The organism is Allorhodopirellula heiligendammensis (assembly GCF_007860105.1).
Classification (GTDB): domain Bacteria; phylum Planctomycetota; class Planctomycetia; order Pirellulales; family Pirellulaceae; genus Rhodopirellula; species Rhodopirellula heiligendammensis.
Genome location: NZ_SJPU01000001.1, coordinates 2,148,348 through 2,166,514, shown reverse-complemented (window position 1 = coordinate 2,166,514; position 18,167 = coordinate 2,148,348). Strand labels below are relative to the sequence as shown.

The following is an 18,167-nucleotide window of genomic DNA, read 5'->3' as shown; positions in this document are numbered from 1 at the left end:
TTTGACATTCGACTTGCCTAACCCTGGCCAACCCGTCCGCGATTGCGATCGATTCTCACGCTACTGGGCGTGCGCCTTCATGCTGCTGATGATTGTCAGCTACCGCCTGTGGCTGCCCCCGTCATGGACGCAGGCATCCTACTACCCAGCAATTCCTTTTGTTGCCTTGCCAGCTTGGTTGTCCGATTGGGTGTCGGTTTTACTCGCACCGATCCTAGTGGTGATGTCAACGATCGTGATCGTGCGACGCGGCGCGTTCAGCGCACGCGTTGCATGGTCGTGCATTTCACTCGCTTTAGCGGCCGGCTTCCTGACGGATCAGCATCATCTTCAACCTTGGGCGTACCAGACGTTCCTGTATGGATGGATGTTCGTGCTGCTGCCTACGAACATGCGGATTGGCGCCTTCCGCATCCTCACGATCAGCATCTATTTATTCAGTTCGCTCGGCAAGTTTGACTATCAGTTTCTGCATACCGTGGGGCAAGAGTTTTTAGCGACCGGAGCGAAATTCACGCATCTCACCATTGACCAATGGAGTGATCGCCGTCGGCTGATCGTGGTCGCCGGGTTTCCGGCTACTGAGCTGCTGATTGCAATTTTGTTGATGCTCCCGCCGACACGCAGGTTGGGCGGATGCATGGCAATTGCAATGCATGCGGGACTGATGGTGTTGCTATCGCCGTGGGGTATGCATCACAGTCTTGGCGTATTGGTGTGGAACGCCGTGTTGGCGGGGCAGGCCTATTGGTTGTTCGTCCGTCGACCGCACTCGAATACAGACACCATCGAGATGGAGGCTGCAGCGTATCGCTCGCCGGGTCTAGTCGTCGGCGGGATTTTGGTACTCCTCGCGGTAACGTTGCCATTGACCGAGCGACGAGGCCGATTTGATCGCGACGCATGGCATTTGGACCACTGGTTATCGTGGGCCTTGTATTCTCCTCATAACAGCCGCGTCGATGTGGAGGTTTATGAGGGCGTGGTCAACTCACTGCCCGCGGCCATGCAATCGGCAGTGTCCGAGGATGACGATGGCGACTCATGGCGAAAACTAGACCTCGGCAAACTATCACTTGCCTCTCGAGGCGTGCCGATCTTGCCTCAAGCGAGATACCAATTGCAGCTCGCGATCGCCATGGCAGAGGAATTTGGGTGGACACATCGAATTCGAGGTGTGTCGCGGTCCGCATCCGACCGCCGAGATGGCAGCCGCACTGAGATTTGGATGAGCGGCCTCGATGAGATGAAAGATGCAGCGCGTGGGAGGTAGTGCAAAGCCCCATTATCACCTGCAAATCACGCCCTCGACCGGACCACAACCTCGACCAGATCACGATCGATACTAGGCGTGGTGACGGCCACAGCGGCGCCACCAAATTGGCAGCAGTGCCGGCCGACATCTACGTCCCCGACATGAAGGCGATGCACAATTCGCTGCCAGCAACCTATTCGCCATGGGGCATCGATTCTCAGCTGAAACCATTACTCAACTCGTTCCCAGGCCGAAACCGGGGAACAAGTTTGTACGAGTCACTCTGCGATTGCGGGAGGAAACAAGCGCAAACTCTGCAGAAGCACGACGAGACAGGCAATGTCAGGCTCGCCGATGTTTCAATGCAGCCGCCTCCCTTATTCGCGAATGAAGGGGCGATCACCCCATCCAATCCGTCCGACTAGGCTTGGAAGGAGCTTCCGCAACCACAGCTCTTAACAGCGTTGGGGTTGTTGAACGTGAAGCCCTGCTTTTCCAAACTATCGAACCAATCGACTTCAGTTCCGTCGAGGTACAAGGCGCTTTTCTTGTCCACAACGACGCTGACGCCGTGGTGATCGTACTTGCTGTCGGCTTTTTCATCGAAGTTGTCATCGAAGTTCAACGTGTAGTTGAAGCCGCTGCAACCGCCACCGGCAACGCCGATCCGCAGTAGCATCGTGTCGTCGAAATTGTGCTCTTTGCGGAAGCGAAGAACTTCTTCGGCGGCGCGTTCTGTGAGTTTAATGGCCATCGTGAGATGAACTCCTATCGAGGAGGAAAGCGAAAATGGGGGACGGGGTTACTGTCGAAGATTGAAAGTGTGGGGGTTAACCGCAGCTTAAATCAATACCAAACACCAACAAACCTAGCAGATCGAGAGAGTATAGCAAATCGCTTGCCAAACCAGTTTCTCCGCCATAATGGCAGTGTTGATGCCTGCATGTGAGCTATCCGAAAGATCATTTACATTGTACCCCGGTAACCGCGTTCTGTCGATCGAATCGCCCATCCGGACCTGGTTACGGCGCCAACTGAAACTCCTTGGGCAACTCGTAGGTTCCCTGGGCTGCCTCGCGAGTTGTCACTTTAATCTCTGCGTCGTCGCCTTCCCCGACCACAACCCAAATCAGCGCTTGTTTCGGGTCGGCGGGGCCGGTTGCGGTGCGATCGGGGTTCGCACCGAGCATCAAGTCGGTAAGCACAGTGCGGAGCGGCAGATCCGACTTGTTAAAATTCCGAACCTGTTGATTCTGGGTGATCCCCATCTTTTGCAGGTCACCGCCGATGATCTCCACCGCCGGTGCCTGATTGCCCTCGGGCAGATCAGCCGCGAACTCATTGATAATGGTGTCGATCGCGAACTGCAGTGATTCCTGGCCGAAACTGACCGACATTGGGCGTTCGAGCATCTCCTCGATAGTAAGTTTTTGCATCGGGCTGACATCACTGGCGGTAGCAATTGTTGTCGTGGTGTTGGCAGCGAGCAGGGTTCCTAGGGCGAGTTGCGGGAGCGCCATCGGCGGCAAATAGGCATTGAAAATGACTTCACGCTTGATGGCCGCTGAACGCACCTGTTCACCCGTGAACATCCACATGCTCGGCAACCGTGCCGCCAGCAGTCGCCAGGATGGGTCGACTTCACCGCTAACGAGGAAGTCCTCCGCTGCCACGGCAGCCTCGTCGATGCGAGCTAAGACTTTGGATTTCAGTGTCGCTGGGTTTTTACCCGGTGCAGCCGCTAGCCGAAGTTCGATATAGCTACCTCGTGGGGTCGTCGTTGACTCGCTGGATGAATACTCCTGCGGTGCAGCCGCCACGCGCACTAGCAGACCACCGCACTCAGGCGTCAATGTCGCACGAATCCAATCCAATAGCGTCGGGGCCGTTTGATTGACCCATGCTCGTGAATCTGCGATCAAGAAATAGGGCGAACTCAACATTGCGATCGCGTCGGTGGGGCGGGACGCCTGCCAAAGTTCCTCGAGTTGTCGCGGCAGCAGCACCGGCGCACCCTCTACCTCAGCCACCTGCGTCATTCTTGCAATTGAGCCAATTGCGAATGCGTCGACGCGTCGTGCAGCCGAGTCACCATCGGCAGATCCGTCGGATGACTGACCGCTAGCCACGAAATGGGGATAGTACGCATCACCGTCAGGATCGTCGCCCGCATAGATTTTGGCTCCGCCTGGAACCACCGCTAGCGATGCCTCCCAGCCTTGAGTGAGTTCATCGAGTGTGCGCGGGGATTTCAAATGGACCGCCATGGCGATCTCAGGGACTCCGTCTCGCCCTGGGAACCACGCCAACGCAAGCAGACGCACATCGTCAAGGGGCACGGCGAGCCGATTTTGTAGTTGAGTCCACAACGTGGACAGCTCCGGGGCGAACGCGTCGCGGAGACCAGTGGCGTTCAGATTAGGTAGATGAAATGTGGTGAGGGCAGCCGGTCCCGGTGGTAGCAACATGGTGGCCCGCAGGCGGTCCTCGTCCGCTGCGTCGATACTGCTGGCCGGATCGGTTGCCAAAAGAGCCGATGGGGGTGCCCACAACATCCGATCATCGGAGACAATCTCGATGGACTCGTTGTCGCTGGCTTTGGTTTGAGATCGGGCCGGAGGTATCGCAGGTCTCGGCTGCTGCGGCGCGGGGCGGCGTCCGGTGACAGACGGGATGACCGCCGGAATCGGTGGGCGCACTCGCTTGGCGACTGGTCGGGGGGCGTCGGGATCTTGAAGTGCCAGAGCTACCACCAACAAGATAATCGGGATCCACATGCTGCCGAGGATCAACCATGCCGTTCGCCGACGACTTGGACGGCGCGGATGACGCTCCGGAACCAGGGGGCGCGGTGTCTTTCCCGATGGAGCCTTTCCCGATGATTGGTCAGCAACACCTGCGTCCGAGGCCGACTCTGCCGATGAGGTGGGCTCGGCCGTGGGACGGGCGGCCGTCGCTGAGGGGGAGACCGTTGGGGATGCCGCCGCGCTGAGGCGACTGGGCACCGCCGTCGTTTTGCCGGAGGAGTGCGAGATTGGGTTCGTTGCCTGATCTTTTTGAACGGCTGGCGTTGCGGTAGTTGCCGCGATCACAGGGGCGGGCGATTTGGACGCAATGCCCTGGTCGTCGCGGCCGCCTGCCTCCGCCGACAGCTGATCGGCGGGTTGCTGCGATGGCTCGGCAGCCTGCTTGGCCGCCGAGGACGATTCGTTGTGGATACGGTCTGGTGGCGACCGCTGTTCTTCTGCGGGGACGGACGACTCTCCCGCGGGGACGGACGACTCTCCTGCGGGCACGGACGCTGCGAGCGTCTGAGTGGCTGCGAGCGCTTGGGTGAACGCGTCAAAACTCGCGAACCTTGACTGAGGATCCTTTGCGAGCGCGTAGGCCAATACGCGTAGTAACGGGTCCCCTGCAGCCCCTTGAGAGACCGCCTCGCTCAACTCGGGTGGTTCAAAACGCAGTTGTCGCGAGCGAATCTGTTCGTCTTTGGCAGCGGCAAAGGCGTGTTGGCCGAACCGAAGTCGGTATGCCAGGCAGCCCAACGCATAGATCGATTGGCTGGCCCACGAACTCGAAGGGCTCCCTTCCGCTGCGATTGCCTCCGGTGCAGTGTAGAGCAGTCGAGAGTCGTGGCTGGTAATCGTCTGGGAACAGTCCAACGCGTCCCCGGACAGAAAATCAGCCGGATCGATCCACAGGATCCCCGGTGACTTCGCATCGTGCGGAATCCAAATTCGATCAGGAGAGGGCATTGGCGGGAATGCCAGACGGCCGCTCTCTAATTGTCCCATGGCCCCGCAAAGGGTCTTAATCAGAGGCACAATTCGAGGTGCGGTCCAGCGGGAATCGGGCCCCCGGGTACAGTGCTCGGCCAACGACTCCCCCGGAGGAACCGTTGCAAACACGCCAATCGCGTCGAGTGACGTGTCCAGTGGCAAAGTCGTAAAGTAACTTCCCAGCGGTGCGCCGGCCAACACGATTAACTCATGATTTGGCAGTCCTGGGTGCTGCGCTGCAGCCAGCCATCGCAACCGATCACCGTCCTCTGGAGTCAGTCGGCTCGGCGAGAGTTGCAGAACGATTCCCGAATCGCCGGGGTGCCTGTCGTGCTCAACGGGTAACCACTGCGTCAACGTGGGCAACGATTGCTCGGCCACCTGTGTAAGCGGCGCAATCCGCAATACCGGAAAACGAAACTCTCTTTTCTGTTCACTCTCTACATCCCCCTGGGGATTCGGTCGAGTCAAACAGGCGGCCTGAAACGGCTTCAATCGCCCCGTTTGGACTAACCATTTGGCGAGTGCTAACGGGTCTGAAGGGGGCGCTGAGTTGTGCGCGGCGGCGAAATCTGCCGCCCACAGTCTTGGGGTAGAGGCATCCGCTAGACCGCTTTGAAGCAAGCGTTTCCAAAAATCAACAAGGGGGAGCGGCATGAAAAGTGATCAGATCTCGAACGAAAAAAAGGGCGACCGGGAAATCGTCGCGGGCAAACTTCCCATTGTATGTTTGCTTTAGTTTATTGTGTGCAGTGCCGCTACGTGGCATCCGAACGACATCTAATCTTGATTTGCCAACTCTGGGTATTGAATTGAACATTGTCTATCTTACTACCGAAGCGGTGCCGTTTGCAAAAACGGGCGGTTTGGCTGACGTTTGTGGAAAGCTCCCGAGTGTCGTCGCAGATGCCGGTCATCAATGCGCAGTGATCATGCCCGCCTTCGATTCGATTCGTCGGTCTCAGATGACAATTGAGCAAACCGAAATGAGCTTCGCAATCGAGATGCCTGGCGATCGCATCGTCGGGGGCCGAGTGCTGCGGAGCTACCTGCCAGGCGGCATGGTGCCGGTCTATTTCGTCGATCAACCTCAGTACTTCTCTCGCCCTTTCCTTTACGGCGACAAACACGGCGACTATCGCGACAACGCTGAACGATTCATTTTCTTCTGCCGCGCTGCGATCGAGGTGATGAAGCGGATGGATCGCCCCGTCGACCTGATTCAGTGCAACGATTGGCAAACGGCGCTCGTACCCGCACTCGTCCAAAACGATGGCCACGGCTTCCCCCGTGATACGCCCACCGTGCTCTCGATCCACAACCTGGCGTACCAAGGTTCGTTTCCAGCAGAGAGTTTCGAAGCGACAGGACTGCCGTGGGACCGCTTCCGCAGTGACTCGTTCGAATACTACGGGGGCATGAACTTTCTGAAAACGGGAATTGTCACTGCTGATCAGGTTTGCACAGTCAGTCCCACCTATGCTGAAGAAATCAAAACGCCGCTGCACGGCTGCGGCCTTGATCCGATTCTTCGCAGCTTGGGGGACCGCGTCAGCGGAATTATCAACGGGATCGACACCGATATTTGGAATCCTGCGAAGGATGTCAATCTGGTTCGAAACTACGATGTTACCAATTGGGAGCACGGCAAACTCGAAAACAAACTCGCTCTGCAGGCCGAATTGGGATTGCCGAGCAATCCAGACGTCCCCATGATCGGCTTGGTCGGCCGCCTCGCCGATCAGAAGGGCTGGGACTTGATTTTGCCAGTGATGCGAGAGCATTTGCGAGAAAGACGGCCCACGCAATGGGCCGTCTTGGGCAGTGGTGACCCGGTCATCGAAAGCGAACTGACGTGGCTGGCTTCGGAGCACCCCGACCAACTCGCCGCCTATGTCGGCTTCAGCGATCCGCTGGCCCACCGCATCGAAGCGTCCAGTGATCTCTTTGTGATGCCCAGTCGGTACGAGCCATGCGGGTTGAACCAACTGTACAGTTTGCGATATGGGACCATTTGCGTAGTGACAGAGACCGGCGGATTGGCCGATACAATCATCAATACGACGCGTGAAACGGTGGAAAACGAAACCGCGACAGGGTTTCACCTCCGCGGCCACGATGCGGCTTCTTTGGACCGCGCCATCGGCGATGCGCTCCGCTTGCGGTTCCATGAAAAAGAAATTTGGAAAAAAATTGTGGAGCGCGGCATGACACGGGATTGGTCATGGGGGGCAAGTGCTCTCCAGTACATTGAGCTCTACGAGAAAACAATATCCCTTAAACAGAACGGAAAAATGCGGGTCTGACCCCCACCAGGACTGTGAAGAGGAATGCTAGCAATTTACCCCCTATCAGGATTAAAAAATTCCGTAGAATAAGCGGTTGACGATCCCCCGCGCCTGCGGAACCCAAAGAGCATGCACCTGCTAATCTGCCCCTGACCAAACGGAAGCCACCATGCCCATATCGCGAGTCGATCTCAATGGCGGACGCTTACGTGTGCGACGTGACAGTCGAAAGCTCCGATTGAGCGATCGAGAATCGCGTCGGCATGAAGGCGATACATTGGCTCAATCAGTTGCAGAAACAGTGCCCGCGCGGGAGCCAGATCATGCCCCCTGTGGATCCGATCAGGCTGCTGAGGATGCGAGCGTGCGCTATCCCCAACCATCGAATCTGGGTGGCACCGACAGCCGACTGTGCAACCTAAAAGCAGTTTTTTCGGGGCCTTGTTCGACGGCGGAGCCTCCCACGCAGTGCCCGACGGACAAATCACTGAACGACTCTGGAAGAATCCCCACAATCGTTGCCCGTGCAGGAGCTGATTCACGAGCTTCCGCAGAGGCAATTGATTTACAATCCCCCGACGCTCAGATGCGGTCCACCCCCGGCTCCTCGCCGGTTGAAGCAGAAATGCTCGATCCCCAGGCTGGTCAATCTCGGTTGGACTTGATCACCGGCGAATGGACCTGGTTCGCCACGACGCGTTCCCAGCGTCCCGATCAATACGCCAACCACTCGCACAAGCCCAACGCTGATATTGACTGTCCGTTCTGTTCGGGAAAGGAAGATCGAACGCCTGATCCAGTGTGGGTGGCGAAACTTGACGATGTGAGCGCATCGCACGCCGTCGCGACTTCCGTCACTGGTGATCAAGCTGAAAGTTGGTCAGTGCGAGTCGTTCCCAATCTCTATCCCGCAGTGACACGTCTCGAGGATGCTGGGGTTCGAACGCCAGACTCGGAGGGCGACGAACAGTGCACTGAGAACGAAGCCATGCCTGTCTCGGCTCGCATGCACCGCTCCAATACAGCACTGACGTCCTACCAACACGCACAAACCGTGCATCCGTCCACGGGGTCCCGCCGCCGGGCCTCCTCGGCTAGCAAGCTCTTCCCATGCGACGCCGCTCGCGGTGGGCACGAGGTCATCATCGAGTCACCACGACACACCGAGTCACTTGGCGAGCTCAACACCGCCGAGGTTTCGCTCGTCTTCGCGGCCTACGCCGAACGCGTCCGCTTCTGGAGAAACGTGCCGGGCGTGCAGCACGTGAGCATTTTTAAAAATGTCGGCCGCGACGCAGGCGCATCTCTGCAGCACAGTCACTCACAATTAATTGCCACGAATCGAGTGCCCGGCCTCGTGCAACAGGTAACCCGTCGCCTGCAAGCACACCATGCCCGTGTCGGATCCTGCCTGCAATGCGACCTGTTGCGGGGCGAAATTGAATTGAAGAGCCGAGTGGTCAGCCAAACAGACTCGTTTGTAGCCTACTGTCCCTTTGCCAGTCGCTTTCCTATGCAGGTGCGGGTCACCTCGAAGGAGCACCTGCCCTGTTTCAGCGATCTAAGAGCTCGCCCGCTCGCCGAACTGGCGCGTTTGACTCTGCGGATTGTACGCTGGCTCGAAGCACTGCGGCCTGGCACCGCTTACAACATGCTTATCCATACCTGCCCGGTCGCCTTCAACGGCGCTCCGGAATCACAGCACTGGGCAATGGATATCTTCCCACGGGTCTCCCGGATGGCTGGATTCGAACTTTCCACCGGTGCCATGATCAACGCAATTTATCCCGAAGCGGCCGCAAAAGCGTATCGTGCTCAAGCGAGATTGAGTGACCCCCGCTACGTGCTGTCGTGAGCGCCCGGATTTAATGTCACTCAAGGTTGGAGTGATACAGGATGCGACTCTGTGGCAGGTAGTTGGCCCTGCTCGCTAGTGAATTCCTTCCAACTTGGCGATCAAAAACCGGCGTTCGGATTCTTGCGTCGTCAGTGTCAACGCAGTTTCAAATGCTTGTTTAGCGATATCTGCGTTCCCGGTCCGACGCAGCAGCTCACCACGTGCGGAGTGGGCCAGTGCGTAACGGCTCAATTCGCCACGCTCCAAAATTGCGTCAACGAGCTCGAGACCTGCTGCTGGACCGTCACGCATCGCGATCGCGACGGCGCGATTGAGCTCCACGACAGGGGAGGGCTCAAGCTGCAGGAGTAGATCGTAGAGAGAAACGATTCGCTGCCAATCCGTTTGGTCGGCACTGGCGGCTCGGGCATGCACAGCAGAAATGGCAGCTTGAATGGTATAGACACCAATCCGGCGACGCGTCAATGAACGCGAGATCAGCTCTTCTCCCTCCGCGATCATGACGCGATCCCATTGCGTTCGATCCTGATCTTCAAGTAGCACGATGTCACCGCCCGCCGTTTGACGAGCTTCCCGCCGAGACTCGTGGATTAACATCAGCGCCAGCAGCCCCATTACTTCGGTGTCGTCGATGAGCGCGAGCACGAGTCGACACAATCGAATGGCCTCACTCGATAGATCCGCACGTGTGATCGAGTGGCCACTCGACGCGGAATATCCCTCATTAAAAATCAGGTAGATCACAGACAGGACAGCGCCAAGTCGGTCGGGCAAGTCGGCGATCCCGGGGATCGCAAACGGGATCGCAGCATCACGGATCTTGGCCTTGCCACGAACAATGCGCTGGGCCATCGTTGCGGGAGTCGTTAGAAATGCTCGCGAAATTTCTTCGGTTGTCAGCCCGCAGACCTCTCGCAAGGTCAGCGGAACTTGGACTTTCACATCGATCGCGGGATGACAGCAGGTGAAGATTAATCGCAAGCGATCATCTTCGATTTCTGCACCCGAACGCTGCAGGTTCGACGCCGTCACCGCCTGTAATCTTGCCGCCAACGACGGACTGATTTCATTTAATTTTTCGCGCCGACGGATGACATCGATCGCCTTAAACCGACCTGTCGATACGAGCCAGGCGATGGGGTTTTCGGGCATTCCATCTCGCGGCCACTGGTCCGCAGCGGAGGCAAAAGCTTCCTGCATCGCATCTTCGGCCAGGTCCAGGTCGCGTAGCAGACGTGCCAAGGAAGCGAACACCTGCCGAGACGATTGCTCGAAAAGTTGTTCGATTTGCTGATGAACGGAATGAGCCATTTCCCTCTCGGCCGGTCAATTGTTGGTCTTGCCGACCATCAGTGATCCAGCTCAAAGGGACGGTTACCCAAATTGACCGTGAGTTGCAATTCCTCGTCGCCGCGCTGGACGTCCAACTGAATGGGTGTGCCGGAGCCGGCCGCACCGACGATCCGCATTAAGTGACCGACATCCTGAATCTCAACACCGTCGACGCGGCGCACCATGTCACCGGTCATGAGGCCGGCTACGCCACCGGGCGATCCAGGCCCAGCGATTCCATTGATGATGGCCCCGCGTACGCGGGTGTTTTCAGTGGTCAACAACTCGTCCGGAACCTCTTGTAGGCTCACGCCCAGGTACCCGCGTTGGACCCGCCCGGTGTCCCGGATTGACTCATAAATCTGCTTTGACAGATTACTCGGAATGGAAAAGCTGACGCCTTGATACGTGTCTCCTACGATCGCCGTGTTAATCCCCACGAGCGTGCCTTTGGCATCGACGAGTGGGCCACCGCTATTACCTGGATTGACCGCGACATCACTTTGCATGAAATCTTGATAGCGACCACTCGCGCCGTGCTGCTCACCGGCCCGAACCCACCGATGCTTTCCGCTGAGGATGCCAAACGTGATCGTTCGATCGAGGCCGAACGGGCTGCCGACAGCCCACACTGGCGATCCGACGCGCAGTTTGTCACTGTCACCCCAACGGATCGGCATCAATCGATCCGCTTCAACCTTGAGCACAGCGAGGTCCGTCAATGCATCGGTGCCCACGACGCGCGCGGGCAATCGCCGGCCATCACTCAATGTGAGTGAGATGGATTCTCCCCCCGCGATGACGTGCCGATTCGTCAGAACGTGGCCATCTTCGTCGACGACGACGCCGCTACCCTGATCCGACATGCCGAAAAATTCACCACCAAGCAACTTTTGCATCTGTTCGTCAGTGGCGGTTGGTTTGCGTTTGACGTCGATATGCACCACCGAAGGCGCGACCACCGACGTCACCATTTCGTAGGCGCGACTGAGCGAATCCAGCGAGACGTTCTTCAGGCCTTCGCCTCCAGTTTCGTATTCAGCCCGCAGTTCGCCTCGATGCCAGGAGTAACGAACCTCTTCCACAATTCGCGGTACGCTGAATCGTGCGATCAATAGCATCACGACCATCGAGGCGATCAAGGTCAGACTCTGCACGATTGGACTGTTGTCGGTTCGTGCCGGAGCAGACTCTTCAATCGCCTGCGGTTGTTCCTCCGCGCCACCTGCTTTGCAAATGGGAGGTGGTTCAATTGGCATGGGAGGCGGACAAGCGGCAAACTCGTCAATTTGCACCAGGCCATCGATGGCCTGGATGTTGATCGGTTCCCTGCCTTCGATCTCGTCCTGCCCTTCGATCTCGTCCCGCCCTTCGATCTCGGTCGCTTGCATCGAACCATGTTCGCGTTCGCCACGATCACTACCATCATGTTCCACCGCGCGAGGCTCAGCATCGTCAACCGAGATAAGCGAATGACCCTCAGGCTGGTCAACGGTCACTCGAAACGCGATGAGTTCTCGCGCGCGTTCGTCTTCGCCACGCATACTTGCTGGGCGCGAACCGGATTGATGAGGCGTTGGCGATATATCATCTCGCATGGATGCCATCCTATGAATTTCGAGTTTGCGAACCCAATGATTGTAGCGAAACGGCCACATCAAATCGCCAGAAAGTCATTTTTTCTTACTTCCTGTGCACATTTAAGTCCGAAAATTCGGGCAGGTGTTGCCAAAATCGGACCGGTACTGCAAACTATCACCTGTTCGTTCAAAGTCAATTTTTGAGCGAGCTCGATTCAGTGACGAGCGAGCCGTTGCATGCGATGCCGACAGGCTGTCGTGGGACGCGCCGCCCGGCACAGGATCGATAGAGGGAGGATAAGCGAATTGGTGAGCGGCCTCACTGGAACTGAGGTACCCCGCAAGGGGCTGCGAGTTCGAGTCTCGTGTCCTCCGCTACAACGAAAAACCTCGCAAAACCTACGTGTTATGCGAGGTTTTTTCGTGGAGTTTGGACACTTCCCAAAGCTCTCAAATTGACGAAGTGGGTGTGATTGATGGATTTTGCAAGTTCCGCAAAATGGGGATCGACGACTCCGGCCCTAACGAGTGACTCCAACTGCCCTCCCTCCCCTGATGCGTCGCAAGATTTCATCATGACCAATTCTTGAGCACCATGCATTATTGCGAATGCGGCGGCTAATGCGTCCGAGGTCACATCCCAACTCTCGGGCAGGCCCATGTTCGGATGACATCTTTCGAAACACAGGCCGATCTGGACAATCGAAACGTTCGGCAGTGCCGTCGGCGAGTGACGCTCCGCTAGGAACCGCTGTAACTCGTTGGCCGTTTCAATCAACCCAACGCCTGCTAGTATTTCGTGCGCCAGACGAGCCGAATGCTGCATCAGATCGATGCATACCCAGTGAGCAAAATCCTCTCTAAGCGGGTTTGCGCGGTCGATCATGCGGACGGCATCGACGAGACCTCCGCCGCCCACGATGATCAGGCTTCGGGGGTGCGGATTCGCCCGGCACCACTGCTGAAATTGAGAGCTGAGGGTAGGCAGGGTTAGCAAACTGCCGCCGAGTTTGATGACGCGCAGGTTGCTGACCATTTTGGCTCGATTGGGTGACATTTAGACCCTCGAACCGGGGCACGGTATTAATCGAAACCTGCCCGTGAACTCTCGGCATTCGACGTTGCCGTTCCGGGCGACACACTTACGCGATTCCAAACCAACGGCCATCAAAAACTGTTCGCCTTTCTCGCAACTACTCAGGCGCGATCTCAGGCAATGGGCTGTCATCGCGGGCAAAAAACATCAAGTGCTGCCATGGGAGATCGTTGTACTCCCGCACGAGCTTTAAGTTGGACGCGGCATATTCCTTCATGATCTGTTGCTTCGACATTTTATGCAGCGGTTTGATCGGTACCGCCGGATCTTCTGCTCGGTATTCTAATAATGCGATCACCCCGTTCGGTTTCAAACTACGCCGGATCGCCCACAACATCGACTGGGGGTGGGAGAACTCATGGTACACATCCACCAACAGCACCAAGTCAACTTTGCCAACGGGCAATTGGGGATCGTCTACCTTGCCGCGCACAGGTTGAATATTGGCAACTCCGGCCCGTAGCATGTTCTGCCGGAGCTTTTGCAGCATCTCAGCTTGGATGTCCACCGCCAACACTTGACCTGCCAGTGCGTCCTGACCGACCGCACCACGTCCAGGCTCAGTACCGTTCGCATCCGCCTCGGCAGGGGCGGCGCACTTCCGCGCCATCGGAAGGGTCCAATACCCATTGCCGCAACCAAGGTCCACGACAGTCATGCCGGGTTCGAGGTTGAGTTCATTCAACGCCTCCAGTGCGTTCTCCTCGTCGTTTCGCTCAGGGCGAACCAACCAACTCGCACCGAGATGCGACATCGGCTGAGCGACGATGCGTCCCATGTACGTCCGGCGTGCCTGCTCATCGGGGCGCCCGGATTCGACCTGAATCATTGTTGAGCTTTCGCCCGACAATTTCGGCTCATCGCCATGCAGTATCAGCGTGCTGTACAGGCAAGTGCCGCAGACAATGAACAGGCAGGCGACACGCTGGCCCAGCGCCGCGGGACGCTTACTCAGCATCATCGGTAACCAATTCGAATTGAGGCTGAAATGCTTGGTCGAAGGAATAAACGTCGTTGAAATCTTCGCGGCGGTCGGTCTCGCTTTTGCGCATCTGCTCAATGCGAATCAAGTTGTAAACCAGCTCGCCAAAATCGCTTGTCGAGTGGAGCCCCCAGCGTCCGAGGACCATGTGGGCGAGATACCCATATTGATCGATCGCATAGAGTCGACATGCCTCGCAGAGTTGTTGCCCGGTCAGGTGTCGCGGGGCGTCAACGTCGGGCTCGTCACCGTGGCAATACCCCAACGGGCCGATCCGGTCGAGATTCTCGTGGGCGTATTGCAGCGACTCACGGATGAATTGATAGGCTTCGAGCTTGTAGCGGGGATCGTCACGGAGGAGATCCCGCATGGCTTTGAGTGGCGAGGACATGGCGTGAATTCGGCAAGAGAAAAAATGAGAGCAGATTAAAATTGAATCGGATTGCCGGGAAGAAATATCGCTCCGATTGATTTGAATTGTACTCGTGATCGCTGGGGGGTAACACTCCAGACGCTGTTGAATCTATGCGGGACGTGGTTTCTTTTTCCCGCGTACCGGTGGCCCCGTGCCCACCACGAGAACCTGGATCACGTCGCCCTTGGGGACCATGATCCGGCGCTGGTCCTCGGTGTGAACGATGAGCTGCCCCGCCAAAATGTCCTGAGCGACCACTCGGCACGACCCGTCACGGGTCAGGATCTTGCTCCCGATCGGCGGTAGTTCCTCTGCCAACGATTCATAGGTGTCAAACTCATATCGCAAACAACACTTCAGACGCCCGCAGCGCCCCGAAATTTTGGTCGGGTCGAGTGAAGCACGCTGTAGCTTTGCCATTTTCATCGATACCGGAGGCATCTTGCTAAGAAAGCGGCTGCAACAGACCTCCTGGCCACAATCGCCGAAATCCGCCAGTAGCTTGGCCTCTTCGCGGATCCCGATCTGACGCATTTCGATGCGTGTCTGAAATTCCTTACCGAGCAGCTTGACCAGCGCACGGAAATCGACCCGCGATTCGGATATGAAGTAGATGACGACCCGCTCGCCACCGAGCAACCGCTCGACATCGATTAACTGCATGGGCAGTTTTAATCTGTCCACGTGCGGTTGGCAGGCTGCGAGGTCGCGGCGTGTCATCTCTGACATCTGTGACCAATCCCCGCGATCCGTCGAATCGAGCCTGCGAAGAATGCGGCCGCTTGTCGGTTCGTGTAACCCGCTAATCGCTGCCGTCGTGGCTTCGCAGAGCACTGTGCCAATCTCAGTGCCTCGGTCGCTATGAATGACGACTTCCTCACCGTAACGAAACGCTTCTTTGGCGCTCATTACACCTAACAGTCGCATGCTGCCGTAGCGGCATACGTACTCGAGTGCGGACGGGGAGGCGGTTTCAGGTGGCATGGATTGTCGCTCGGCTCACCGAGCCGAAAGCAGCACGGCGATCACCGACGTCCTACGGGGTATCGATAGTTCATCAGGACAGGCCGGCAGCCAGTCCCCCATTTTCAAATTGAGAACAGCCGCTATGAGAAGAATTGTTGCACTGTTTCAATTGTCTTCTCGGCCGATGTTTGCGAATCGGGCAACGGAAACGCTTCGGCGCACAGATACCCATCGTAGTCGATCGCCCGCAGCGCCGAGGCGATTGGCGAATAATCCATGTGGCCCAATCCAGCGGCGCGGCGATTGGAATCCACTAGATGCACGTGCCCAATATGCTGGGCACCCGCCACGATCGCTTCGGCAATGTTGGCCTCTTCGATATTCATATGAAACAGATCCGCGAGCAGTTTCACGTTGTCTGTCGCGAGCCTCCCCAGGAACGCCACACCATCGCTGACCGTGTTGATCAAATTCGTCTCGTAGCGATTGAGCGGCTCATAGATTAGCGGCACATTGTACGAGGCGGCGCGGCTCGCGAGGATCTCGACCGATTCGGCAAGATAATCAAGTGCTTGCTCATGACTGATTTCCCCACCATAGCGACCCTGCATCGAGCCGATAATCGCTGGAGCTGAGAACTGACCGCCAAAGTCAATCATGGACTCAATGAACTCTCGTGCTGCTATCCGTCGGCCCGGATCAGGATCCGTCAGGCTCAGGCCATGTTTGACCATCCCGGCGCCTGTCCCCACGGCCGCCACACCCAGGCCCGTGCTGTCGACGAGCTGCTGCAGTTCGCCCCGATCGACCGCGTCCGGGCCTGGCGCAAAAATTTCGATGGCATCGAAGCCCAGGGCGGCCGCCCGAGAGAAAGCATCCGACAATCCATCCCAAAAAACGAATGGCCCGCCGCGAGCCTCCTGGACTAGACTCACTGTGATGGCTGATTTGGACATGGCAAATATATTGGGGATGGGAGAAATTCAAGTGACGAGAGGCAACACAGAAATGACTCTCGCATGACACGGTTAACCGCGAGTCAATCGGATTTGTGTCAGCCGAGCAAACGGTGAACGCTGTCGATTCGCTTGCACTGAAAACGCATCGTCGATACGGATACGGATCAAGCGAGCACAAAAACTCACTCCATCCTTGCCGCTGGTTAGTGCTCGTGTTTAGTCTCGAACTTGAGAGCTTTCAACCATGCCTCCAACTTGTGGGCGTCTTCGTGGGTCTTGGTTTTGTGGCTGAGCCACTTGGGGCAGCGATATTTGACGTCGGTGTGGTTGCCATGACTATGCAGCTCGACCTCACATTTAAGCTTCTTGAGCGTCTCGGCAATCTGCTCAGCCTGCTTTTTGTCGTGCTCGTGCCGACTCGTCCATTTCTCACAGCGGTAGGAAACAACTTCTGAGGCAGATGCCGTCTGGCAATCGGCGGAGCTAAGCGATACCAACGAGACCACCAGGGCCATCAATACGGATCGAAACATGAGTCACAGACCTTTGTGCAAAAGGAAGTTTGGGGAAATTGAGAGTTCAGGCAACTTGGTACCTGTTCCATAGCGGCACGGTCAAGCCCGAGGCCAAATTCCCGCTCTGGGGACTTCCCGCTCTGGGGACAGGCCTGAAGCTTACCAAGCCAGGGGCTCGCGTGGGGACCCTGCGGGAGCATCTGAGTCTTCCGAAACCGCGACCGAGGCAAATCTTGCATATTATTTTCTGTCAACAGTCGATTCCGCCATCGATGAACCGACTACACAGTGAAAACACCGAGAACATTTCCTAACTGGAGAGTACACGATGCAACCCAATCCCGTTTGCTGGTTCGAAATTTATGTGGACGACTTGGAGCGTGCCACTAAATTCTATGAAACCGTGCTAGACACCAAGCTTGAGAAGCTAGACTCGCCCGTGGAAAGCCTGGAAATGATGGCGTTTCCCATGTCAATGGAATCACCGGGAGCCTCTGGTGCGTTGTGCCGAATGGACGGCATCAAGTGCGGCGGCGGAAGCACGATCGTGTATTTCAACACGAAAGACTGCGGCGTTGAAGCGTCGAGGATCGAAGCTGCCGGTGGAAAAGTTCACATGCCAAAGACGCCCATCGGGCAGTATGGCTTCATCGCACTTGGGGTCGACACGGAAGGCAACGTTTTCGGATTGCACTCGAGCAATGGCGTACCATGCCCCGAAGGGACCTAGATCATGAAATACATGCTACTAATATACGGGGCCGAAAAATCCTGGACCGAGAGCGAACGGGAAGCCTGCATGATCGAGTCGATGGGAATCTGTCAGGAACTCGAAGCTCAAGGCAAATGGATCGCAGCATCACCGCTGCATTCAATCGATACCGCCACCAGCGTCCAGGTTCGTGAGGGTCGACGTCAAATCACCGACGGCCCCTTCGCTGAGACCACCGAGCAACTCGGTGGCTACTACATCATCGACGTCGACGACCTCGACGAAGCGATCGCGATCGCCGCACGGTTGCCGCCGGCGAAGAAGGGCACCGTCGAAATACGACCGCTGCTGGACCTCCCCGAGCTTCCACAACCTACTGCCGTGCCAGGCGAATTGAGTAACGATTAGACTCTCGTTGCTGTTCACTCGC

15 protein-coding genes, 1 tRNA gene and 1 pseudogene are annotated in these 18,167 nt (G+C 57.1%); 7 read left to right on the top strand and 10 right to left on the bottom strand.

The features are described from left to right. Nucleotide 1: 1 nt before the first annotated feature. Both Poly21_RS08215 and Poly21_RS08210 read left to right on the top strand, forming a co-directional pair. Nucleotides 2–1,273 (top strand): hypothetical protein, encoded by a 1,272-nt coding sequence (locus Poly21_RS08215; RefSeq protein ID WP_302118082.1) that lies wholly within the window; start codon nt 2–4, stop codon nt 1,271–1,273. Further along, the gene (locus Poly21_RS08210) at nt 1,273–1,680 is read left to right on the top strand and encodes a hypothetical protein (RefSeq protein ID WP_146406370.1); all 408 of its coding nucleotides are present in this window, start codon (nt 1,273–1,275) and stop codon (nt 1,678–1,680) included. Before Poly21_RS08215 ends, Poly21_RS08210 begins: the two co-directional genes overlap by 1 nt. On the opposite strand, the gene Poly21_RS08205 is transcribed toward Poly21_RS08210, so the two are convergent. Then, entirely contained in the window at nt 1,677–2,009 is a 333-nt protein-coding gene (locus tag Poly21_RS08205; RefSeq protein ID WP_146406369.1) for a HesB/IscA family protein, read from the bottom strand. The genes Poly21_RS08210 and Poly21_RS08205 overlap by 4 nt on opposite strands. 268 nt (nt 2,010–2,277) lie before the next feature. Further along, on the bottom strand, nt 2,278–5,691 hold the full coding sequence (locus Poly21_RS08200) for a serine/threonine-protein kinase (protein WP_146406368.1): 3,414 nt from the start codon (nt 5,689–5,691) through the stop codon (nt 2,278–2,280). Between the two features lie 155 nt (nt 5,692–5,846). Between Poly21_RS08200 and glgA the strand changes: the two are divergent. Next, nucleotides 5,847–7,371 (top strand): annotated as a pseudogene (glgA, locus tag Poly21_RS08195) (glycogen synthase GlgA). A 120-nt stretch (nt 7,372–7,491) separates the two neighbouring features. After that, complete coding sequence (locus Poly21_RS08190) at nt 7,492–9,177, top strand: galactose-1-phosphate uridylyltransferase (protein WP_146406366.1); 1,686 nt, start codon at nt 7,492–7,494, stop codon at nt 9,175–9,177. A gap of 75 nt (nt 9,178–9,252) precedes the next feature. Here the strand turns inward: Poly21_RS08190 and Poly21_RS08185 are convergent, their stop codons facing one another. Together Poly21_RS08185 and Poly21_RS08180 are read right to left on the bottom strand one after the other, a co-directional pair. Next, nucleotides 9,253–10,491, bottom strand: a complete 1,239-nt coding sequence (locus Poly21_RS08185; protein ID WP_146406365.1) for an RNA polymerase sigma factor — start codon at nt 10,489–10,491, stop codon at nt 9,253–9,255. Nucleotides 10,492–10,529: 38 nt separating this feature from the next. After that, nucleotides 10,530–12,119: a S1C family serine protease gene (locus Poly21_RS08180; RefSeq protein WP_302118079.1), complete on the bottom strand. Its 1,590-nt coding sequence runs from the start codon at nt 12,117–12,119 to the stop codon at nt 10,530–10,532. 265 nt (nt 12,120–12,384) lie between these two features. Here Poly21_RS08180 and Poly21_RS08175 point away from each other — a divergent pair. Continuing rightward, nucleotides 12,385–12,467, top strand: a tRNA-Ser gene (locus tag Poly21_RS08175). Between the two features lie 31 nt (nt 12,468–12,498). Here Poly21_RS08175 and Poly21_RS08170 read toward each other — a convergent pair. From Poly21_RS08170 to Poly21_RS08145, 6 genes are all read right to left on the bottom strand, one after another. Beyond that, the gene (locus Poly21_RS08170) at nt 12,499–13,149 is read right to left on the bottom strand and encodes an amino acid kinase family protein (protein ID WP_146406364.1); all 651 of its coding nucleotides are present in this window, start codon (nt 13,147–13,149) and stop codon (nt 12,499–12,501) included. Between the two features lie 136 nt (nt 13,150–13,285). Further along, nucleotides 13,286–14,149, bottom strand: a complete 864-nt coding sequence (locus Poly21_RS08165; protein WP_302118078.1) for a class I SAM-dependent methyltransferase — start codon at nt 14,147–14,149, stop codon at nt 13,286–13,288. After that, on the bottom strand, nt 14,136–14,561 hold the full coding sequence (locus Poly21_RS08160; protein WP_146406363.1) for a Minf_1886 family protein: 426 nt from the start codon (nt 14,559–14,561) through the stop codon (nt 14,136–14,138). Before Poly21_RS08160 ends, Poly21_RS08165 begins: the two co-directional genes overlap by 14 nt. A 132-nt stretch (nt 14,562–14,693) precedes the next feature. Then, nucleotides 14,694–15,569 (bottom strand): PSP1 domain-containing protein, encoded by an 876-nt coding sequence (locus Poly21_RS08155; RefSeq protein WP_436967479.1) that lies wholly within the window; start codon nt 15,567–15,569, stop codon nt 14,694–14,696. Nucleotides 15,570–15,691: 122 nt separating this feature from the next. Next, complete coding sequence (locus Poly21_RS08150) at nt 15,692–16,507, bottom strand: sugar phosphate isomerase/epimerase family protein (RefSeq protein WP_146406362.1); 816 nt, start codon at nt 16,505–16,507, stop codon at nt 15,692–15,694. A 206-nt stretch (nt 16,508–16,713) separates the two neighbouring features. Then, nucleotides 16,714–17,043: a hypothetical protein gene (locus Poly21_RS08145; RefSeq protein ID WP_146406361.1), complete on the bottom strand. Its 330-nt coding sequence runs from the start codon at nt 17,041–17,043 to the stop codon at nt 16,714–16,716. A gap of 310 nt (nt 17,044–17,353) precedes the next feature. On the opposite strand from Poly21_RS08145, the gene Poly21_RS08140 reads away from it, so the two are divergent. Next, nucleotides 17,354–17,755, top strand: coding sequence for a VOC family protein (locus Poly21_RS08140; protein WP_146406360.1), 402 nt, complete (start codon nt 17,354–17,356; stop codon nt 17,753–17,755). A 3-nt stretch (nt 17,756–17,758) separates the two neighbouring features. After that, nucleotides 17,759–18,145 (top strand): YciI family protein, encoded by a 387-nt coding sequence (locus Poly21_RS08135; protein ID WP_146406359.1) that lies wholly within the window; start codon nt 17,759–17,761, stop codon nt 18,143–18,145. Nucleotides 18,146–18,167: the final 22 nt, after the last annotated feature.

Excerpts from the sequence above, each read along its gene's own strand:
- Poly21_RS08155 (WP_436967479.1), bottom strand. The coding sequence starts at position 15,569 with ATGCCACCTGAAACCGCCTCCCCGTCCGCACTCGAGTACGTATGCCGC.
- Poly21_RS08140 (WP_146406360.1), top strand. The coding sequence starts at position 17,354 with ATGCAACCCAATCCCGTTTGCTGGTTCGAAATTTATGTGGACGACTTG.
- Poly21_RS08180 (WP_302118079.1), bottom strand. The coding sequence starts at position 12,119 with ATGGCATCCATGCGAGATGATATATCGCCAACGCCTCATCAATCCGGT.
- Poly21_RS08185 (WP_146406365.1), bottom strand. The coding sequence starts at position 10,491 with ATGGCTCATTCCGTTCATCAGCAAATCGAACAACTTTTCGAGCAATCG.
- Poly21_RS08200 (WP_146406368.1), bottom strand. The coding sequence starts at position 5,691 with ATGCCGCTCCCCCTTGTTGATTTTTGGAAACGCTTGCTTCAAAGCGGT.
- Poly21_RS08150 (WP_146406362.1), bottom strand. The coding sequence starts at position 16,507 with ATGTCCAAATCAGCCATCACAGTGAGTCTAGTCCAGGAGGCTCGCGGC.
- Poly21_RS08205 (WP_146406369.1), bottom strand. The coding sequence starts at position 2,009 with ATGGCCATTAAACTCACAGAACGCGCCGCCGAAGAAGTTCTTCGCTTC.
- Poly21_RS08190 (WP_146406366.1), top strand. The coding sequence starts at position 7,492 with ATGCCCATATCGCGAGTCGATCTCAATGGCGGACGCTTACGTGTGCGA.
- Poly21_RS08145 (WP_146406361.1), bottom strand. The coding sequence starts at position 17,043 with ATGTTTCGATCCGTATTGATGGCCCTGGTGGTCTCGTTGGTATCGCTT.
- Poly21_RS08160 (WP_146406363.1), bottom strand. The coding sequence starts at position 14,561 with ATGTCCTCGCCACTCAAAGCCATGCGGGATCTCCTCCGTGACGATCCC.
- Poly21_RS08165 (WP_302118078.1), bottom strand. The coding sequence starts at position 14,149 with ATGATGCTGAGTAAGCGTCCCGCGGCGCTGGGCCAGCGTGTCGCCTGC.
- Poly21_RS08135 (WP_146406359.1), top strand. The coding sequence starts at position 17,759 with ATGAAATACATGCTACTAATATACGGGGCCGAAAAATCCTGGACCGAG.
- Poly21_RS08170 (WP_146406364.1), bottom strand. The coding sequence starts at position 13,149 with ATGTCACCCAATCGAGCCAAAATGGTCAGCAACCTGCGCGTCATCAAA.